Source organism: Rhizobium sp. 268 (genome assembly GCF_036571585.1).
Taxonomy (GTDB): Bacteria; Pseudomonadota; Alphaproteobacteria; order Rhizobiales; family Rhizobiaceae; genus Rhizobium; species Rhizobium redzepovicii.
The window spans coordinates 124,567-143,936 of sequence record NZ_JAPPSO010000013.1 but is presented as its reverse complement, the minus strand read 5'-3'; the positions used below and the strand labels follow the sequence as shown (position 1 = coordinate 143,936).

The 19,370-nt window shown below is 61.4% G+C and carries 21 protein-coding genes; 10 read left to right on the top strand and 11 right to left on the bottom strand.

What is annotated here, in order from left to right:
* Window positions 1-58: 58 nt before the first annotated feature.
* Window positions 59-1,093, bottom strand: coding sequence for a sn-glycerol-3-phosphate import ATP-binding protein UgpC (locus tag OS035_RS24735; RefSeq protein ID WP_097629343.1), 1,035 nt, complete (start codon window positions 1,091-1,093; stop codon window positions 59-61).
* Between the two features lie 150 nt (window positions 1,094-1,243).
* On the opposite strand from OS035_RS24735, the gene OS035_RS24730 reads away from it, so the two are divergent.
* The 6 genes from OS035_RS24730 to OS035_RS24705 all read left to right on the top strand — a co-directional run bounded on the left by OS035_RS24730 (window position 1,244) and on the right by OS035_RS24705 (window position 7,763).
* Window positions 1,244-2,602, top strand: a complete 1,359-nt coding sequence (locus tag OS035_RS24730; protein ID WP_097629344.1) for an extracellular solute-binding protein — start codon at window positions 1,244-1,246, stop codon at window positions 2,600-2,602.
* A gap of 13 nt (window positions 2,603-2,615) precedes the next feature.
* A complete protein-coding gene (locus tag OS035_RS24725; RefSeq protein WP_183779641.1) occupies window positions 2,616-3,581 on the top strand; it encodes an ABC transporter permease subunit in 966 nt (321 codons plus the stop codon).
* 2 nt (window positions 3,582-3,583) lie between these two features.
* Window positions 3,584-4,504 (top strand): ABC transporter permease subunit, encoded by a 921-nt coding sequence (locus OS035_RS24720; RefSeq protein WP_331814192.1) that lies wholly within the window; start codon window positions 3,584-3,586, stop codon window positions 4,502-4,504.
* A 28-nt stretch (window positions 4,505-4,532) separates the two neighbouring features.
* Window positions 4,533-5,261 (top strand): glycerophosphodiester phosphodiesterase family protein, encoded by a 729-nt coding sequence (locus tag OS035_RS24715; protein WP_097629346.1) that lies wholly within the window; start codon window positions 4,533-4,535, stop codon window positions 5,259-5,261.
* Window positions 5,262-5,264: 3 nt separating this feature from the next.
* Window positions 5,265-5,981, top strand: a complete 717-nt coding sequence (locus OS035_RS24710; RefSeq protein WP_097629347.1) for an HAD-IA family hydrolase — start codon at window positions 5,265-5,267, stop codon at window positions 5,979-5,981.
* 150 nt (window positions 5,982-6,131) lie between these two features.
* Window positions 6,132-7,763: an FGGY-family carbohydrate kinase gene (locus OS035_RS24705; protein ID WP_097629387.1), complete on the top strand. Its 1,632-nt coding sequence runs from the start codon at window positions 6,132-6,134 to the stop codon at window positions 7,761-7,763.
* A 27-nt stretch (window positions 7,764-7,790) separates the two neighbouring features.
* Here the strand turns inward: OS035_RS24705 and OS035_RS24700 are convergent, their stop codons facing one another.
* Window positions 7,791-8,249 carry a hypothetical protein gene (locus OS035_RS24700; RefSeq protein WP_097629348.1) on the bottom strand — a complete coding sequence of 153 codons (459 nt, stop codon included), beginning with the start codon at window positions 8,247-8,249 and terminating at the stop codon, window positions 7,791-7,793.
* Window positions 8,250-8,419: 170 nt separating this feature from the next.
* On the opposite strand from OS035_RS24700, the gene OS035_RS24695 reads away from it, so the two are divergent.
* Complete coding sequence (locus OS035_RS24695; protein ID WP_012558289.1) at window positions 8,420-9,085, top strand: TetR/AcrR family transcriptional regulator; 666 nt, start codon at window positions 8,420-8,422, stop codon at window positions 9,083-9,085.
* A 50-nt stretch (window positions 9,086-9,135) separates the two neighbouring features.
* Complete coding sequence (gene ilvC / locus OS035_RS24690; RefSeq protein ID WP_003593524.1) at window positions 9,136-10,155, top strand: ketol-acid reductoisomerase; 1,020 nt, start codon at window positions 9,136-9,138, stop codon at window positions 10,153-10,155.
* Between the two features lie 106 nt (window positions 10,156-10,261).
* Here ilvC and OS035_RS24685 read toward each other — a convergent pair whose 3' ends face one another.
* Window positions 10,262-11,209 (bottom strand): LysR substrate-binding domain-containing protein, encoded by a 948-nt coding sequence (locus OS035_RS24685; RefSeq protein ID WP_097629349.1) that lies wholly within the window; start codon window positions 11,207-11,209, stop codon window positions 10,262-10,264.
* 84 nt (window positions 11,210-11,293) lie between these two features.
* Between OS035_RS24685 and OS035_RS24680 the strand changes: the two genes are divergently transcribed.
* The gene (locus tag OS035_RS24680) at window positions 11,294-11,818 is read left to right on the top strand and encodes a hypothetical protein (RefSeq protein ID WP_097629350.1); all 525 of its coding nucleotides are present in this window, start codon (window positions 11,294-11,296) and stop codon (window positions 11,816-11,818) included.
* Between the two features lie 73 nt (window positions 11,819-11,891).
* On the opposite strand, the gene OS035_RS24675 is transcribed toward OS035_RS24680, so the two are convergent.
* The 5 genes from OS035_RS24675 to OS035_RS24655 form a co-directional block, all read right to left on the bottom strand.
* Entirely contained in the window at window positions 11,892-12,479 is a 588-nt protein-coding gene (locus tag OS035_RS24675) for a class I SAM-dependent methyltransferase (RefSeq protein ID WP_097629351.1), read from the bottom strand.
* On the bottom strand, window positions 12,469-12,801 hold the full coding sequence (locus OS035_RS24670) for a type II toxin-antitoxin system RelE/ParE family toxin (RefSeq protein ID WP_097629352.1): 333 nt from the start codon (window positions 12,799-12,801) through the stop codon (window positions 12,469-12,471). Before OS035_RS24670 ends, OS035_RS24675 begins: the two co-directional genes overlap by 11 nt.
* Window positions 12,788-13,036 (bottom strand): ribbon-helix-helix domain-containing protein, encoded by a 249-nt coding sequence (locus OS035_RS24665; RefSeq protein WP_097629353.1) that lies wholly within the window; start codon window positions 13,034-13,036, stop codon window positions 12,788-12,790. The genes OS035_RS24670 and OS035_RS24665 overlap by 14 nt, the downstream gene beginning before the upstream one ends.
* Window positions 13,037-13,152: 116 nt before the next feature.
* The gene (locus OS035_RS24660) at window positions 13,153-13,335 is read right to left on the bottom strand and encodes a PIN domain-containing protein (RefSeq protein ID WP_097629354.1); all 183 of its coding nucleotides are present in this window, start codon (window positions 13,333-13,335) and stop codon (window positions 13,153-13,155) included.
* A 125-nt stretch (window positions 13,336-13,460) separates the two neighbouring features.
* Complete coding sequence (locus tag OS035_RS24655; protein WP_097629355.1) at window positions 13,461-14,561, bottom strand: branched-chain amino acid aminotransferase; 1,101 nt, start codon at window positions 14,559-14,561, stop codon at window positions 13,461-13,463.
* Between the two features lie 300 nt (window positions 14,562-14,861).
* Here OS035_RS24655 and OS035_RS24650 point away from each other — a divergent pair, with 300 nt between their 5' ends.
* The gene (locus OS035_RS24650) at window positions 14,862-16,082 is read left to right on the top strand and encodes an aminotransferase-like domain-containing protein (RefSeq protein ID WP_097629356.1); all 1,221 of its coding nucleotides are present in this window, start codon (window positions 14,862-14,864) and stop codon (window positions 16,080-16,082) included.
* 242 nt (window positions 16,083-16,324) lie between these two features.
* On the opposite strand, the gene OS035_RS24645 is transcribed toward OS035_RS24650, so the two are convergent.
* The 3 genes from OS035_RS24645 to OS035_RS24635 all read right to left on the bottom strand — a co-directional run bounded on the left by OS035_RS24645 (window position 16,325) and on the right by OS035_RS24635 (window position 19,225).
* A complete protein-coding gene (locus tag OS035_RS24645; RefSeq protein WP_097629357.1) occupies window positions 16,325-17,365 on the bottom strand; it encodes a DUF2278 family protein in 1,041 nt (346 codons plus the stop codon).
* 100 nt (window positions 17,366-17,465) lie between these two features.
* Entirely contained in the window at window positions 17,466-18,524 is a 1,059-nt protein-coding gene (locus OS035_RS24640) for an aldo/keto reductase (RefSeq protein WP_097629358.1), read from the bottom strand.
* Window positions 18,525-18,754: 230 nt separating this feature from the next.
* The gene (locus OS035_RS24635) at window positions 18,755-19,225 is read right to left on the bottom strand and encodes a MarR family winged helix-turn-helix transcriptional regulator (RefSeq protein WP_097629359.1); all 471 of its coding nucleotides are present in this window, start codon (window positions 19,223-19,225) and stop codon (window positions 18,755-18,757) included.
* Between the last annotated feature and the right edge of the window lie 145 nt (window positions 19,226-19,370).

The following is a 19,370-nucleotide window of genomic DNA, read 5'->3' as shown; positions in this document are numbered from 1 at the left end:
TCTCAAATCCCTGACGCTTGTCAATCGCAAGGGGCAATCGTCATCTGCTTCACTCCCCTCAATCGGTTCGCCGCCCAGTCGTCCTGTTGAACGGATGCAAACCGTCCCTTCTTACATGGCACGAAGTACGATCGCCTTCCTGCAGGCGTCGATCGGTGGAAACGCTCGCCACGATGCGCTTGTCGCTGCCATCGATGCGCAGGTGGACATTGTTCTCGTCACCGACGGTTTCGATCAATTCGACATTGGCGTCGAACCGGAGGTCATGTGCTGCCCCATCACCGAGGTTGATCGCACTCGGCCTGATACCTAAAAGATCCGTGTCTCTGGGAAGTGCCAGGTTACAGGGTCCCAGCTCGTCGAGATCGACAAGGTTCATCGGCGGAGAACCGATGAAGCCGGCAACGAAGACGGTCTCGGGACGGCGATAGACCTCGATCGGTGTCCCGATCTGCTCGATCCGGCCGCCATTCATGACGACCAGCCTGTCGGCGAGCGTCATGGCCTCGAGCTGGTCGTGCGTCACATAGAGGCTCGTGGTCTTGAGCTGCCGCTGCAGCCTGCGGATTTCGACGCGCATTTGTACGCGCAGCTTCGCATCGAGATTGGACAAAGGTTCGTCGAACAGAAAGGCGGCGGGATCGCGGACGATGGCGCGGCCCATGGCAACGCGCTGGCGCTGCCCGCCCGACAGCTGGCGGGGGCGCCGCTCGAGGAAGTCGCCGATTTCCAGGATGCCGGCGGCGCTGGCGATCCGCCGGTCGATCTCGTCACGCGGCACGCGGCGGTTCTTGAGCCCGTATTCGAGATTCTGACGGACAGTCATGTGCGGATAGAGCGCGTAGTTCTGGAATACCATGGCGATGTTGCGGTCGGCCGGATCGACATGGCCGACATCGCTGCCTGCGATCCTGAGATGGCCGGAGCTGATGGCCTCAAGGCCGGCAATCATCCGCAGCAGGGTCGATTTCCCGCATCCCGAAGGCCCGACCAGCACGATCATTTCGCCGTCGGCGACGCTGAGATTGATCCCTTTTACCGCGGGAACCGCGCCGTAATTCTTCTTCAAATCGATCAGTTCGATAGCTGCCATGGCATCCTCCTCAGGTGTCGTCATACATTTGTAACACGCTATTGACATTTGTAACAAGTAACCCCAACCTTGTTTATCGCCACTCTGGGAGGGGTTGATCGGCGCTGAGCGCGCCGGTCGGCGAATAACGGCAATGGAGAGGAAAACGAAATGACGGCAAAGTCTTCGATAGGCGCCCGCATGGGGCGGACGATCCGGTCGTTCGCGGCGGGTGCTGCACTGGTGACGCTCGGATTGGCCAATGCTGGCGACGCCGGCGCGGCCGATCGCATCAAGATCGAATGGTGGAATGCGGCCGGCGGTCGGCTCGCCGAGATCACCAACAAGCTGATTGCCGACTTCAACGCCTCGCAGGACAAATACGAGGTCGTCGGCATCGGCAAAGGCAATTACGAGGAGACCATGGCGGCGATGGTGGCCGCCTACCGCGTCCACCAGCAGCCGGTTCTGATCCAGGCTGCCGAGCGAGGTTTCCTCACCATGTACAATTCCGGCGCCGTCATTCCGGTGCCGGAACTCATGGAGAAGGAAGGTTACAAGATCGACTGGAACGACTTCCTCGCTCCCGTGGCCGGCTTCTATCTCGTCGACGGCAAACCGGCGGCGATGCCCTTCAACAGCTCGACGCCGATTTTCTGGTACAATGCCGATCACTTCAAGGCGGCCGGCTTCGACAAGCCGGGCGAGACCTGGCAGGAACTCGACAAGCAGCTTGGCGCCATCAAGGAGAAGGGCGTCTCAAAATGCCAGATGGCGCTCGCAAACGATTTCTACTGGAGCCTGATCGAAAACTACGCGGCGATCCAGGACCAGCCTTACGGCACCAAGGCGAATGGTTTCGGCGGTCTCGATACCGAGTTCATCTTCAACAAGAGCCCGCTGGTCGTCGGTCAGGTGACGCGCCTGAAGACGTGGCTCGACGCCGGCATCCTGCAGATCGCCGGCCAGGGCCTCTCGCCCGACCAGTTGTTCACGTCTGGAACCTGCTCGACCTATGTGGCCTCCACAGCGGCGCATGCCGCCGTCGAGAGCGGTGCAAAATTCAATTGGAGCGCAACGTTCCTGCCACATGAAGAAGGCATCGAGCCGAAGAACAGCACCATCGGCGGCGGCGCGCTCTGGGTCCTGAAAGGCAAGTCCGAGGAAGAATATGCGGGTGCTGCCGCCTTCTTGAACTTCCTCGCTTCGCCGAAGACGCAGGTCTGGTGGAGCAAGCAGACCGGCTATGTGCCGGTCACCAACGCCGCCTATGAGCAGGCCAAGTCCGAAGGCTATTTCAAGGATCACCCGACTCGCGAAATCGCCATTCTCCAGCTCACCCGGGGCACGCCGACCGACAATTCGCGCGGCTTCCGCTTCGGCAATCATAACCAGTCGATGGCGCTTCTGGTGGAAGAGATCCAGGGTGTGTGGACCGGCCAGAAGACACCGCAGCAGGCGCTGGATGCAGCGGCGGCCCGCGGAAACCTGATCCTTCGCCAGTATGAGCAGCTTCATGCAGCAAAGTAGAACCTTCGGAAAGATGGGGGGCGCCGCCAGGCGCCTTCGCATCCCGGATATTCTGTCGACAGGCCGGAGGAGCGCGCAGCCCTCGGAGCCCGGGTTGAAGTCGGCTCATTTCAACAAGCCCTGGCTCGCCTTCGGCTTGGTCGCGCCGCAACTGCTGATCCTCCTGTTCTTCTTTTTCATCCCATCCTACAAGGCGCTGTCGCTGGCCTTCGTTCAGGTCGATCCCTTCGGCGGCACGCAGATTTTCGTCGGGTTGGAGAATTTCTACAATCTATTCGCCAGTCCGGAATATCGCGGAAGCGCGCTGTTCACGCTGTGGTTCACCGTCGCGCAGAATGCCGCAACGCTTCTGCTTGCCGGCCTGTTTGCCTTCGCGACCGATTTCGTGATCAAGGGAAGGGGGATCTATAAAAGCATCATCCTGCTGCCTTATGCGATCGCCCCCGTGATCTCAGGGGTGATCTGGGCCTTCCTGTTCAATCCTGCGGTTGGGCCTATTGCGCAATTCCTGCATGGGCTCGGTCTCGAATGGGATCCGAACCGGCGTCCGTTCGATGCGCAGTTGCTGGTCACCATCGCCTCGGTCTGGAAGAATGTCTGCTACGACTACATCTTCCTCGTCGCCGCATTGCTGGCTGTGCCCGTCTCGCTTCTGGAGGCGGCAAAGCTCGACGGCGCAAGACCCGTGCGGCGCTTCTTCACCATTTCGCTTCCCCTAATCTCACCGACGATCTTCTTCCTCGTGGTGATGAATTTCGTCTACGGACTGTTTGAAACCTTCGGCATCATCGACGCGGTCACCCGCGGCGGTCCGGCGGGGGCGACGAACAGCCTGGTTTACAAGGTCTATCAAGATGGTTTCGTGCAGCTCGATCTCGGCTCGTCGGCCGCCCAGTCGGTGCTTTTGATGCTGATCGCCATCCTGTTCACCATCGTTCAATTCCGCGCCCTCGAGCGCAAGGTCAATTACCAGGTGTAGCCATGCCCGAACGCCATCTCGGTCTATCGATCTTCTGCCACGCGGTGCTGCTCATCGGCGCGATTTTCGTCTGCCTGCCGCTCTACTTCGCCTTCGTCGCCGGCTCGCTCACCTTGCAGGAGGTACAGCAGGCGCCATTCCCGGTCTTGCCGGGCTCGCAATTTCTCGAAAACCTCGCCGCCGCCTGGCAGCAGGGCGAGTTCTCCCGACTATTCCTGAATTCGATCATCGTCACCGCCGGCATCGTCGTCGGCAAGCTGGCGATCTCGCTAATCGCCGCATTCGGCGTCACCTATTTCCGCTTCCCATTTCGCATGACGGCGTTCTGGCTGATCTTCGTGTCGCTGATGCTTCCTGTCGAGGTCCGCATCATCCCGACCTACGAAGCGGTCGCCGATGCCGCCGGGCCGCTTCGCTGGCTGGCCGGGACGATCGGCCTTTCCGGTATCGTCGAGCGGCTGACGGGATACAGCATCGAAGCGTCGCTGAAGTGGAACATGGTCAACAGCTATAGCGGCCTGATCCTGCCGCTGATCGCCTCGGCCTCGGCAACCTTCCTGTTCCGGCAGTTCTTCCTCTCCGTTCCCGACGAGCTTTGCGAGGCGGCCAAGCTCGATGGCGCCGGTCCGCTGAAATTCTTCAAGGATATCCTGCTGCCGCTGTCGAGCGCCAATACAGCGGCGTTATCGATCATCCTGTTTCTCTATGGCTGGAACCAGTATTTGTGGCCGCTGCTGTTCACCACCGACAAGGAGATGGGAACGGCGGTCCTCGGGCTGAAGCAACTCGTTCCGGTCTCGGACTCGGCACCTGCCTGGAACATCGCGATGAGCGCTGCGCTGCTCGTCATGCTTCCGCCTGCCGCCGTCATTCTCTTCATGCAACGCTGGTTCACCAAGGGGCTGGTGGACTCTGGAAAGTAACACGCCGAATCTCAAGGATATTCAGACGATGGTGCATATCATCGGCCACCGCGGTGGCCGCAATCTCTGGCCTGAAAACAGTCTTTCGGGCTTCCGAAAACTTGCGCAAATGGCGGTCGATGGCGTGGAGTTCGACATCCACCTGACGCAGTCTGGCGAAATGCTCGTCATTCATGACCCGACGCTGGAGCGCACCACGGATGGGCGCGGGCCGGTTGCCGACCTCGGCCCCGGAAAACATCGTGAAATCTGCCTCAAGGACAGCGACGGGGAGACGATCCCGACGCTGGAAGAGGTCCTTGCGGTCTTCAAGGACACGCCGCTCGAGCTTCATATCGAACTGAAGAACCATGCCGATGGGACGCCTTACGAGGATCTGGCGGCCAAGGCATTTTCCGCCGTCGAGCGGCTTGGTCTTGCGGAGCGCTCGATCCTGACGAGCTTTCAACCCGATGTGCTTGCCGATATTCGCAAGGCCGCTCCCGGGATTCGCACCCTGTCGTCCTTCGACGCCAAATCGGCGGAGCGTCTCGGTCTGACAAGCGGCCTCAGCCTGATGAGGCAATACTCGGATGTCATTGCCGTCGAGAAATCGCTCCTGCGGGCAAAGTGGGACGAGATTACCCAACTTGTGCCGCTCGACCAACTCGGGGTCTGGGTTCCGAACGAAACGAGCGATCTCGAATACTGGCTTGCCAAACCGATCCGGCAGATCACTACCGACCGGCCGGATCTCGCCTTGCAGACGCGGGGGTGAGGCATGCTCGATAGCCGCATCGATTATCCCGGTATGCCGGGGCGCATGGATAACGTCGACCTCGTGATCTTCGATTGCGACGGGGTGCTGATCGACAGCGAGCCGATTGCCAGCCGCACTTTGGCGGAAACGCTGCAGGGCGCCGGCATAGCGATCAGCGCGGCGGAGGCTCATGTCAAATTCACCGGCAATTCGGAAAGCATCATTGCCGAGATGTGCCGGCGCGAATACGGGATCAGCGATGTCACCGGGCTGTTCGAGAGGTGGCATCGTCATCTGTTCGACGAATTTGCCCGTTCGCTGACGCCGATTGCCGGCATTGCCGAGGTTGTCAACAGCCTCAACCGGCCGAAATGCGTCGCATCGAACAGCACGATGCAGCGGCTGCGCAACAGCCTGGGCAAACTCGATCTGTGGAGCGCCTTCGGTGAGGACGTCTTCAGCGCCGAACTGGTCCCCCGGCCGAAGCCGGCGCCGGATCTTCTGCTGCACTGCGCCGAGCGTTTCCGGGCCCGTCCGACCAAATGCGTCATGATCGACGACAGCGCCCATGGCGTGGCGGCAGCCGTAGCCGCAGGCATGACGGCCATCGGATTTGTCGATCCGGCCGATCCGAGGCCCGGCCGCCGCGCGGTGCTCGACGCCGCCGGAGCGGCCGCCGTCGCGACAGGGGCAGGGGAGCTCACTGCCATTCTGGAAAATGTCGGAGGAAGGCTGTGACTGCATCTGCCCAGCGTGTTGGCATCCTTGTCATGGCGTCGCGACCGGGTAATGTCAGCCTCTCTGGAGGCGATCTTTCCAGGCACAGAGTTTGAAATCCGGCTGAAACTGCCCATCAACCCGATCCCTGGCGATCTGAAACGAGAGACCATGAGCGACACATCTCATACCCCGGAAGCCGGCGCCAAATATGTCATCGGCGTCGATGTCGGCACCGGCAGCGCCCGGGCCGGCCTGTTCGATATGGCCGGCACCATGCTTGCCTCCGCCAAGCGGAATATCAGCCTGTTTCATGAAGCCGGTTCCATCGTCGAGCAATCGAGCAGCGAAATCTGGCGCGCCGTGTGCGCGGCCGTGCGAGAGGCGGTTTCCACCGCCGGCGTCGATCCGGCTTCCGTGGTCGGTCTGGGATTCGACGCAACCTGCTCGCTCGTCGTCCTCGGCGAAGGCGGCAAGCCGCTCGCCGTCGGACCCTCAGAAGATCCGGACCGGGATATCATCGTGTGGATGGACCACCGCGCCGTCCCGCAGGCGGAGCGCATCAATGCGTTGGGTCATGACGTGCTCCGTTACGTCGGCGGCCGCATCTCGCCAGAGATGGAAACGCCCAAGCTTCTCTGGCTCTGGGAAAACCGGCGTCAGGTGTTCGATGCCGCCTGGCAATTCTTCGATCTTGCGGATTTTCTGACCTGGCGGGCGACCGGCGATCTGTCACGCTCGACCTGCACGGTCACCTGCAAGTGGACCTATGTCGCCCATGAAAAGCGTTGGGACGACAGTTATTTCCACCAGATCGGCCTCGGAGTGCTGGCAGACGAAGGTTTTGTCCGCATCGGCAAAACTATCGTCGAGCCCGGTTCAGCGCTCGGCGAGGGACTGACTGCTGCTGCGGCAGAGGAGCTTGGCCTGACGCCCGGAACGGCCGTTGCAGCCGGGTTGATCGACGCTCATGCCGGCGGTGTCGGGACTGTCGGCGCCGATCCGCAGGCCAATCTTGCCTATGTCTTCGGGACCTCTTCCTGCACGATGACCTCGACGGCAGAACCGTCTTTCGTTCCCGGCGTCTGGGGACCCTATTATTCAGCGATGGTGCCAGGCTTATGGCTGAACGAGGGCGGCCAGAGCGCTGCCGGCGCTGCCATTGATCAGCTTCTTTCCTTCCATCCGGCGGCCGGCGAGGCGAGGGAGCTTGCGAAGAGCGCGGGCGTTCCGCTGCCGGTGCTCCTTGCAGACATGGCTGCCGGCAAGGCGGGCCGTTCTTCCGATGCCGTCACGCTGGCGGCCGGCCTGCACGTCGTTCCCGAATTCCTCGGCAACCGTGCGCCCTTTGCCGATCCGCATGCCCGAGCGATCATTGCCGGTCTCGGCATGGAGCGGGATGTCGACAGCCTGGTCTCTCTCTACATCGCAGGGCTCTGCGGCATCGGCTACGGCCTGAGACAGATCATCGAAACGCAGGCCGAGGCGGGGGTCACCGTCGAAAACATCGTCATCAGCGGCGGCGCCGGCCAGCACGATTTCGTCCGCCAGGTGCTTGCCGATGCGAGCGGCAAGCCGGTGGTCGCCACGAAGGCCGAGGAGCCGGTATTGCTCGGGGCGGCCATCCTCGGCGCCGTCGCCGGCCGGTTATTTGTCGATGTCGGCGAAGCGATGAGCAGGCTTACGAAGGTGGAAACACGCTTTCAGCCGTCTGAGGGTGAGATTTCGGATCTCCACGGCAAGCGTTACGAAGCCTTCAAGGAGCTTCAGACGCTCGCGCGCAAGCTTCGCAGCGATGCCTGACATCGCTGCACGACAAACGCTTCGGGGCTAATTATTGATGGCGATGATCGCCCAATGGCTCTCCTCGCAGGCGTTGTCGTCGCAGACCGCGCCTATCCAGACGGCGCCGTTGGCGAGCATGACGCCGTCGCTGTTGACGAAGAGGTCTTGATATTGCTGATGGCCGACGGCGCGGCGGGTCTCCGGCGTCACCAGATCGTCGAAATTCTCGACGAAATCTTCGGCGTTCTCGACATCATAGGTCTCACCATTGGCCTTGACGGTCAGCGGATATTCGGCAAGGCCGGCGACGGTCTCGGCATCGCCGGAGCGCATCGCCAGAACGAGCTGGCGCAGCGGCTGATCGAAGGCCCGGGCATTGCCATGCAGCTCTTCGATGCGATTATAGACCTCGTTGTCCGACTGCGCGGCGGCGCGACCGGTGAAGGGCGTCGCGGCGAGGAGCATCGCTCCGGCCAGGAGAAGGGCAGCAGAAAGGCGCGACATGGAGGCTCCGGCAAATAGGGTTCCGCAGCATTATGCAGTCACCACGGCGTCTCCGCCTATCCAATTCTGGTGCCGTGCCGGTCTTTCCCGTATAAAAATCTGCCGGAGCTGCTTGACGGCCCGATGGGTTTGCCGCATAAAGCTCACGAACCGTACCGTACGGTACGTATATGGGAGCCGTGACCGTGTCCGTCGATACTGCAGAGCCGAGCGAGTTTTCGCCGCGCCAGAACGCCGTTCTGGAGCAGGCGCTGCGGTTGCTCGTCGATGGCGGCGAGAAGGCGCTGACGACCTCGGGGGTTGCGCGCGCCGCCAATTGCTCCAAGGAAAGCCTCTACAAGTGGTTCGGCGACCGCGATGGTCTGCTGTCGGCGATGATTGCCTATCAAGCGAGCAAGGTGCGCACCTTCGAGCGCAATGGTGAGCGGTTGACGGCGGCGAGCCTTCATGACCATGTCGTCATTTTCGCGCGTGACCTGCTGGAGGTGCTGGCCGGTGATGTCTCGCTGGCGCTGAACCGGCTCGCCATCGGCCAGTCGAACCGCGACGGCTCGAAGCTCGGCAAGCTGCTGCTTGAGCGCGGCCGCCGGCAGATCGACCGCCGCGCCATGGCGCTGATCGATGCGGGAAAGAGGGCAGGGCTCTTGCGTTTTTCCGATGCCGATGAGGCTTATCACACGCTTTACGGCCTTGTTGTTTCCGACCTGCATGTGCGCATGCTGCTCGGCGAACCGGGCCTCAAGGATACCGCGCGCCAGGCGGAGAGGGCGGTGACCGCCTTCCTCCGGCTTTATGGCACGGACAAGGTTCTGGCGGAGATGCCGGTTCTCGGCTGATTTCGCTTTAATGACAGTCAACAAGACAAGCACAAGGGAAGGAACTTCAAATGCGCGTCTATTACGATCGTGATGCCGATCTCAACCTCATCAAGGCCAAGAAGGTCGCCGTCATCGGCTACGGCTCGCAGGGCCGCGCCCATGCGCTGAACCTGAAGGACAGCGGCGCCCAGAACCTCGTCATCGCTCTCAAGGCCGGTTCGCCCACCGTCAAGAAGGCCGAAGCCGACGGCTTCAAGGTCATGACGGTTGCCGAAGCCGCCGGCTGGGCCGATCTGATGATGATGGCAACCCCGGACGAGCTGCAGGCCGACATCTACAAGGCCGACATCGCACCGAACATCCGCGACGGCGCTGCCATCGCCTTTGCTCACGGCCTCAACGTTCACTTCGGCCTGATCGAGCCGAAGGCTTCGGTCGACGTCGTCATGATCGCGCCGAAGGGCCCGGGCCACACGGTTCGCGGCGAATACCAGAAGGGCGGCGGCGTTCCCTGCCTCGTGGCCGTTCACCAGAACGCCTCCGGCAATGCGCTTGAACTCGCTCTCTCCTACGCCTGCGGCGTCGGCGGCGGCCGTTCCGGCATCATCGAAACCAACTTCCGCGAAGAGTGCGAAACCGACCTTTTCGGCGAACAGGTCGTTCTCTGCGGTGGTCTGGTCGAGCTCATCCGCGCCGGTTTCGAAACGCTGACCGAAGCCGGTTATGCGCCTGAGATGGCCTATTTCGAATGCCTGCACGAAGTGAAGCTGATCGTCGACCTGATCTATGAAGGCGGCATCGCCAACATGAACTACTCGATCTCCAACACGGCCGAGTGGGGCGAGTACGTCTCCGGTCCGCGCATCATCACCGCCGAGACCAAGGCCGAGATGAAGCGCGTCCTCAAGGACATCCAGACCGGCAAATTCACCTCCGAGTGGATGCAGGAATACCGGTCGGGTGCAGCCCGCTTCAAGGGTATCCGCCGCAACAACGACAGCCACCAGATCGAAGAAGTCGGCGCCAAGCTGCGCGGCATGATGCCCTGGATCGGCAAGAACAAGCTGGTCGACAAGAGCGTGAACTAAGCGTTTTACCGAGCGCGCCGCACGAGCATTGGTTCGTGCGGCGCGCTCGGTTTTTTGGTTTTAGGCATGTCATCTCCCAAAAGGCTACATGGTGCCTAGGTAGGATCTACTCGCCGTTGTTCCGAATGCGAGTCTTGGCAGCCGCATCCGGATGGTTCTTCATGTGATCGACGAAGGCGCGTAGTTTCGGTGTCATTTGCCGATGGCCGGGATAATAGAGAAATACGCCGGGCGTCTTCGGCGCGAATGATGCAAGCACCTCGATGAGCTTTCCCGTTCTGATCTCTTCGACGGCGATCGGCTCCGGCACCTGGGCCAGGCCCATCCCCTCGATGGCTGCGCCGAGCATTGTCGGGAAGTCGTGAGTGATAAGCGGCCCCGCGACGGCGATCTCGATGACTCGGCCATTGTCGTCGAGCGACCACCGCGCGAGCGCACCATTGGAGCGGCGTATTCTGAGGCATGCATGGTGACGCAGGTCGTCCGGGCACGCTGGCAGATCCCGGTTGTAGAAATAGATCGGGCTCCCGACGATGATGAACCGAAATGGCGGCGTCAGCCGAACCGCGATCATGTCGGCATCGATGAACTGGCCCATCCTCATCCCTGCATCAAAGCCTTCGATCGCGAGGTCGATCAGCTTCTCGCTGACGGCGATTTCCACCTCGATCTCGGGATAAGCTTGGGAAAAGGACGCAATCAGCGGCTCGATCAAGACCGGGACAACGGCGCGCGGCACCGAGAGGCGCAGCCGTCCGGCCGGTCGCTGTCCAAGCTCATGCGCGTCAGCGCTTGCGGCGACGAGCTCTTCGAAGGCTGTTTTTGCACGCGAAAAGAAACGCTCGCCGGCTTCCGTCAGCCCTACGCTACGCGTCGTTCGGATGAACAGGGCTGCGCCGATCCGCGCCTCCAGCGTGCGCACGGCCTGGCTGATCGCGGAGGGAGTGACGCCGAGTTCCGCCGCTGCCCGGCGAAAGCTGCGGTGCTGCGCAACGCTGAGGAACGCCTCCACCCCGTCGAGCGCGCCCTGCCTGACTGTGAAGTTCTGCTTCATGCCCTGTCCATATTATCCCGAATAGTCGCTCGGTATAAGCGGCCGTATATTGCGCTGGAAACCCGCAGCCCAACAGGAGGCAAAATGTCCCCCGCCGCCATCTTCCAGCTTCACCTGCTGCTCGGCTACGTCGCCTGGCTGCTTTGCATCGGCGTCTATGGCCTGCCCCGGCTCAAGTCGATGGACCGCGCCGGGGCGCAGCGGGCCGTCGCAACGCTCCATAGCTTCCGCTTTTTCGGCCTCGTCTTCATCCTTCCCGGCGTCGTCGGTCCCGATCTGCCGTCCGGCTTTGCCGTCACGGCCGCCTATGGCGATCTTGCTGCCGGGCTGCTGGCCATGCTGGCGCTGATTTCGTTCCGCATCCGCCCACTGTTCTGGCTATTCGTCGTAGCCTTCAATCTCGTAGGCGCCGGTGATCTGGTCATCAACTATTATCACGGCGCCCAGTCCGGCCTGCCTGCCTTGGCTGGGCAACTAGGCGCAGCCTATGTGGTCGTGATCGTCTATGTTCCATTGCTGATGATCACCCATATGGTTGCGTTCTATTTGCTCGCGGCGCGGCAGCCCATGACCGCTCAAACCCATCGCGGGGAGCCTGTTGCCAACTGACGGCCAGGACACGCTGACATTGTTTCGAAAGGTAATTCCGCTGCAGCTTAAGGCCGAGGCGAAACTTTGGCCTCTATCGTTCTGCGCTCACGGCGAGCCAGCGGGTCGGTTTGCCGTCATAGCCGCCGCCGTCGCTTTCCTTGATGGCGAGGTTGCGCCAGCCGCCTTTGGTCAAAAGCGCCGACAGCCATTCGCGTGAGGGGTAGTTGTAGTAGCGCCCGAAGCCGTCATGGCCTTCCGCTTCTCCCGCCTTGAAGCTGGCGTGAAGAAGGCCGCCGGTTCTGAGCGCGCGGCGGATGCGGGTGAAGACATCTGGCAGTTCAGCCCTGGGGACATGAAGAAGGCTCGCATGCGCCCAGACGCCGTCGAAGGCGCTGTCGGCGTCGAGTTCCTGAAACAGCATGACCTTGACCGGCCTGCCGATCAGCGCTTCCGCCTGTCTGGCAAGCTCGGCCGAGCCATCGGTCGCCGTCACTTGGAAACCCTGCGACAGCATGTAGGCGCTGTCCTGGCCGCCGCCGCAGCCGAGTTCGAGGATTGCGCCACCCGGTGCGATACCGGCGAGAAAGACGTCGAGCTGCCGCTTCGGCAAGCTGCGCGCCCGGTTGGCGTATGTCTTGGCGTTTTCTTCATAAAAGGCGGAGGTGCTGTCACGAGACATGCGGGTCGGCCGTTGGGGAGCGTCGTCTTGATTGAAGATGTCTTTCGGGAAGCCGGTCGGCGCCGATAATGTCGATGACGAGGATGCCGTCCGGTATTTCGCGGTAGAAGGCGACGTGGCGCATGTGGAGGAGGCGGCGGAGGCCGGAGCCGAGTTCGTCGCACTCGTCTCCCATGGAGGGCACGCGCGAAAGCAGTACGAAAATCCTATCCCAATCGAGAAGATAGGCATCCGCCTGCGCCTCGCCGAAATGCAGGCTGGCATATTCGTCGATGCCCGACAAAACGGCGTCTGCGGTTCGTGTCAGCCTATAGGTGGTCACGCAGCTTCGCCTTGGTTTCCATCAGAATGTCGGCAATACGTCGGTCGCTGATGCCGCTCTCCTCAGCCAGCCTCAGGATCTCGCGCACTTCTTCGTCATCGAGCTTGCGGTGGTTCTGATCCTTCAGGACGAGTTCCGCCAGATAGGCGCCGGCACTGCTATATCCACCGCTTGCAACACGGCGTGCGACATAGCCCGCCAGATCATCCGGAAGAGAGATCGTCATTTTCGCCATTGAATTCAGTGCCGTCCGTCCATGCCGGTTTCGGCGTCTCCGATGCCAGATTACCATTTCCCACTTTATGATAGAAGCGTTATGCGCCGCCGTCGAACACTTGGGTCACATCAAGGTCAGTCTTTTTTATCGATATGCACGACCCGCTCGAAATCCTTGAAATCGGCGTCGCAGGTCAGAATATCCGCATCTTGGTGCTCGGCCGTCGCGCTGGTGATGGCATCAGCGGTGGTAAGGTTGAGCGCTGCCGATATCTCCGCGGCATGGTGGGCAAGCCTCGTGTCGAGGGGCGCCACCATGCATTTCGCGGTATATGCTCGCTCCGGCGAGGGCGGAATATATCTCTAACCCGACGGCTTTGCGGGCGACGGTGAGCGGCACCCTGTCGGTGTTGACGCCGCCGTTCGCGTGGAATGTCCGACGTTCAGGTCGGGATGAGGCGCGTCCAGCCGTGCTCATCGTTCGTTACGCCCTTCTGCAGACTGACGAGCTGCTGGCGCAGTTCGCTGGTCAACTTGCCGGTCTGTCCGTCTCCGACCAGAAACTCGCCGCCGGCATGTCGAACCAGGCCGATGCCCGCCAGGACTGCGGCAGTGCCGCAAGCGAACGCTTCGACGAGCTTGCCGCTGGCAGCGTCGTCTTGCCATTCCGCGAACGAGTAGGGGCGCTGCTCGACGCGCAAGCCCCTTTCTTCGGCGAGCACGATCACCGACCCCCGGGTGATGCCCGGCAGGATCGTGCCGCCAAGGGGCGGGGTCACCACCGATCCATCGTTCATCACGAAGAAGACGTTCATGCCGCCGAGTTCTTCGACCCAGCGATGCTCTGCGGCATCAAGGAAGACGACCTGATCGCAACCCTTCTTCGTCGCCTCGGCTTGCGCCACGAGGCTGGCTGCGTAGTTTCCGCCGCATTTTGCGGCACCCGTGCCGCCGGCGGCCGCACGGGTGTATTCGGTCTCGACCCAGAGGGAGACGGCCTTCGCGCCACCCTTGAAGTAGGCGCCGACCGGAGAGGCGATGATGCAGAAGACGTATTCCTGCGCCGGACGAACGCCGAGAAACGCCTCGTTGGCGAACATGAAGGGGCGAAGATAGAGGCTGGCGTCGCCGGAGGGTATCCAGGCCTTGTCGACGCGGACCAGTTCTTCGACCGCCTTCAGGAAGAGTTCTTCGGGCACGGGAGGCATCGCCATGCGCGTTGCCGATTGCGCGAAGCGGCGTGCGTTCTCCTCAGGCCGAAAGAGCAGAATCCGGCCATCATCCGCCTTGTAGGCTTTCATGCCCTCGAAGATCTCCTGAGCGTAGTGCAGCACGGCGCTCGCAGGATCGAGTTCCAGGGGCCGCCTCGGCGTAACCTTTGCATCGTGCCAGCCCTTGTCGGCAGTCCATCGTGCCAGGACCATGTGATCCGTGAAGAGCTTGCCGAAGCCGGGCGTCTCCAGTGCCTGGATGCGATCGGCTTCCGGGACGGGAGACTTGTGGAGTTCGATTTTGATTTCAGGAGAGGCCGACGTCACGGTCATTGCTGGCACCTTGATAGTAAATTGAATAGTGGCGGCGACACTACTGCCGCCGAGCTGGTCTTGGAAAGGTCTGAATCAGCCGGTTTCGGCTTTGACCAGAGGAATAATCACTTGATGCGGCTGACGTCGAGCAGCAAATTCGGGATCGAGCGCCGTCGCAAAGACGTTCGCCAATCTCGCACCAAAGCTTTGGAATATAAGATTTCCAACTTGTCACCATAACAAGAAAATAGGTCAGCATTATTGACATAATTTCCACCGCATGGTTTGTCGACGGTATAGAAAATACGAGGAAACCCCATGCTGAACTGGGACACCATGTTTGCGTCGCGCTCGTCGCGCATGCGCGCATCCGAAATCCGTGAACTCCTGAAGCTTCTCGACCGGCCCGACATCATCTCCTTTGCCGGCGGCATTCCGGATCCGGCGCTCTTTCCGGATCGGGAGTTCAAGCAGGCCTATGCCGATATCTTCGACGGCGCCGCCGTCAATTCGGCGCTGCAATATTCGGTCAGCGAAGGCTACAAGCCGCTGCGCGAATGGCTGGTCGGGCAGATGGCTGCTCTCGGCATTCCTTGCGAACTCGACAATGTCTTCATCGTCTCCGGTTCGCAGCAGGGCCTGGATTATCTCGGCAAGCTCTTCCTGTCACCGAACGACACCGCGCTCGTGACATGGCCGACCTATCTCGGCGCGCTGCAGGCCTTTAACGCCTATGAACCGGCCTACGACCAACTGACGCCGAACGGCAACCGGACGCCCGAGTCCTACCGCGCGGCCGCTTCCGCTGCCGGCGGCAAAGTGAAGTTCGCCTATCTCTCCGCCGACTTCTCCAATCCGACCGGCGAAACCGTCGATCTTGATGGCCGCAAGAAGGTCCTGGCGCTGGCGGAAGATCTCGACATCGCCGTCATCGAGGATGCGGCCTATCAGTCGCTGCGTTACGACGGCGATCCGATCCTGCCGATCCTGGCGCTCGAAATCGCCGAGAAGGGCCATATCAACGATACGCGCACGATCTATTGCGGCAGCTTCTCGAAGACGCTGGCGCCCGGCCTTCGCGTCGGCTTCATCGTCGCCAATGCGCCCGTTATCCGCAAGCTGGTGCTGATGAAGCAGGCGGCCGACCTGCATTCTTCGACGATCAACCAGATGGCGATATCAGATGTCGCCGAGCGCGGCTTCGATGCGCAGGTCGCCAAGATCAAAACCGCCTACAGCCAACGCCGCGACTGCATGCTGGCAGCGCTCGAAAAATACATGCCCGAAGGCTCGAGCTGGACGAAGCCGGAAGGCGGCATGTTCATCTGGATCACGCTGCCTGAGGGGATGGACGGCGCCAAGCTCTTGGCGAAATCGCTCGAAACCGCCAAGGTGGCCTTCGTACCCGGCAAGGCCTTCTTCGCCGACGGTTCCGGCGCCAACACTTTCCGCGTCAGCTTCTCCTGCGCCAACGAGCAGGTGATCGAGGACGGCATCGGCCGCCTGGGCGCGCTGATCTCGGCCGAGATCGGCGGCTGATTGTTGTCGATTGAGAGAGTGTGGGTGCGACGATGCCACGAGTCCCTTCTTCCCAGCGGGGAGAAGATGCCGGCAGGCAGATGAGGGGGCGCGACGTCAGGAGCGAATGCGCTGAGCGCAAGCGAAGGCAAGCAAAGGCGTGCGGTGCGGCCCCCTCATCCGACGCTTCGGGCCACCTTCTCCCCGAGGGGAGAAGAGGGAGAGAACCGCTTGCTCTCGTATTCGCAATGGACGTTCACCAATCAGAAAATCGTCGTCCACCCTTCATTCGCCGTTTCGCTCTTGCCGTAGCCGACGCGGTCGGCCACGGCGCCGTCGGCATTGCGCAGGATGATGTCGCCGCCTCTGTTGGCAAGCTGGGGGCCGCTTGCGGCATCGAGCGCTATGGTGCGGAGTTCGCCGGCCTCAAGCGTTCCCGACAGCGTCTGGGTCCTGTCGTTTTCGTCCTCCAGCTTCCAGCCGTCGAGCGATGCCGCCATGTCGGAGCGGTTGATCAGCGTCACCGTTTCGGCTTCCGTGCCGCCTGCGCCGTTTACCGGGTTGATCAGCGCGGCGATGATGCGCAGCGACGAGGCCACGATCGGTTGCGGCCGGCGGGTGCCTTCGCCGCGACCCTGGCCGCCGCGGCCGTCGGAGACGGGATGGCCCGTTGCCGCATCGGTGTTCCAGTTCTGCGACTGGAAGCAGAGAAAGATCGCTGCCCATTCGTCGGTGTCGTTGAAATGGACGAGCAATGCACCATCCTGGTTCGGCCCGTTGGTGGCCTTGAAGCTGCCGCCATCGCCCTGGTTCATGTGGATGTCGTGGATGCCGTTGCCCGGCTCGAAATCGAAATATTGGTCTGGCTTGTTATTTTCAGGCCCCCAGGCCTCGCCGAAGGCGTAGAAATGCACGTCGGAATCGGCAATGCCTTCCTGGACGATCGGCTCGATGAAATCACGCAGGTCGTTCTTCGGGCCGGATAGCTGGAAGGGCGCGACGTTCATGTCTTCGCGTTCGATCAGCCCGCCGCGGACATAATCGATCGCAGGGCCCGGACGGTCCTTGCGGATGTCGGTCAGGCCCATCGGCAGCTCTTCGAGCGCTTCCGTCAGCGCCGGGTGCTTGAAATCGACGATGTTGGCGTAGAGCAGGTCGTGCGGCGATTCCTTCGAGCGGACGTTGAGCGCGATGCGGTAGCTGATACCGTTCGCCTCGATGCGGATCTCGATGTGCGGATCGTTGTCGTCGTCAAGGGCGAGTGCGCTGGCCGTACCCTTCAGGACCTTGTAATTCCTTAGCATGCCGAACCTCGCAGGAGTAGCGGGCTCTTACGCTAACACGGCGAAAGTGCATCTTTTATGACGCCTGTCTTTCGCCGTGCAATGGCGGGTTCATCATCGCCTATTGCTGGAGATGCGGGCCGAAAAGCTCGAGATCGGCCTCACCAAGCCTGTCGCTCACCGTGTTCAGCTGGTGCCAGTAGGGATAGATCACCGGCGGCAGGCTGACGGCATCGAGGCGCTTGCGCTCCTCGTTCGTGAGCTTCAGCTCGGCGGCGGCGATGTTGTCTCGGAACTGGGCTTCTGTGCGGCCGCCGATGATGACCGAGGTGACCGCCTTGCGGCCGATCAGCCAGGCGAGCGCCACTTGTGCGGCCGAGACGCCGCGCTCCTGCCCGATCGCGACCAGGGTCTCGACGATGTTCCAGAGGCGGTTCTCATCTCGGATCGGCGGTTCGGTCCAGCCGGCAAACTGGCGCGTGCCTTCAGGAGCGGCCTGGTTGCGGCGGTGTTTGCCGGAGAGCAGGCCGCCGGCAAGCGGGCTCCAGACCAGCACGCCGAGGCCCTGGTCGATCGAAATCGGCAGCAGCTCGTATTCGGCGTCGCGGGCTTCCAGCGTATAGTGGATCTGCTGGCTGACGAAGCGCTGGTAGCGGTGCTCGTTGGCGATGCCGAGCGCCTTCATGATGTGCCAGCCGGAATAGTTCGAGCAGCCGACGTAACGCACCTTGCCCTGCTTGATCAGCGTGTCGAGGGCTTCCATCGTCTCTTCGAGCGGCGTCTGGCCGTCCCATTCATGCACCTGGTACAGGTCGATGACATCGGTCTTCAAGCGTTTGAGGCTCGCTTCGCATTCCCGGATCAAGTGGTAGCGCGACAGTCCCTGGTCGTTCGGGCCGTCACCCATGCCGAAACGGGCCTTGGTGGCAACCAGCACGCCTTGCGGCCGCTTGCCAGAGAGCACGTCGCCGATGATGTTTTCGCATTCGCCGTTGGAATAGGCATTGGCGGTGTCGATGAGGTTGATGCCGGCATCGATGCAGATATCGATCATCTTCCGCGCCTCGGAGACGCCGAGGTCCCCGACGATCTTGGCCCATCCGATGCCGCCGAAGGTCATCGTGCCCATGGTCAAAGTCGAAATTTTGAGGCCTGAACGGCCGAGCAGACGATATTCCATTGAAATTCCTCCTTCATCGAAAACACGAGTGACGTACCTCAGCGCGGCGGAATGGCAATGGCTGGGTATTCACGCCTGCGTGAGGCTAGGCCAGATTTCGAGCGCCTACATCTTTCGGGCCGGGCGCCGTCGACGCGCGTCTCCGGCGGCAGGGCGCCGGCAGACTGATCGTACAATATGCCATCGGCTTGTCGACGGAAATCGTTCGGGCGCAGCGATGACGCGCCGCGTCAGGTCTCTTCCTCGTTCTTCTTGTGAATGTCGTCGCGGATGGAAGCGATCGTTTCCCGAATCGTGTTGACGGTCGCGGCGTCGAGACCGACGGCTTTTCCGATGCAGTCGAACACTGGGGCGGCACGGCTCTTCAAGGCGTGCCCCTCCTTCGTCAGGCGCAGGAGGACCTGGCGCTCATCGGCGGGATTTCGGTTGCGGGTGACGAGGCCTGATTTCTCCAGCCGCTTCAACAGCGGGGTGAGGGTGCTCGAGTCGAGAAACAGGGTCTCGCCCAGATCCTTCACCGTGCGGTCGTCATGCGCCCATAATGCGGTCATCACCAGGAACTGAGGATAGGTGAGATCCAACTCATCGAGCAGCGGGCGGTAAAGCTGGTTAAAGGCATGGCCTGCCGAATAGATTGAAAAGCAGAGCATTTCATCTACCTTCGGCACGTCGGTGAGATCATCTGGTGTGGCGTTTTTCATCACCTTCTCCTCAGGCCTCAATATAATTTGTGCGCGATCTATTTGCAAGCTATTGACGTCTCGAGCTTTCTGGCCTACATAGATCGTGCACAAACAAATCGCTTACAAATTATATATCATCGAGAATATGGGCGGCCTGCCGCGT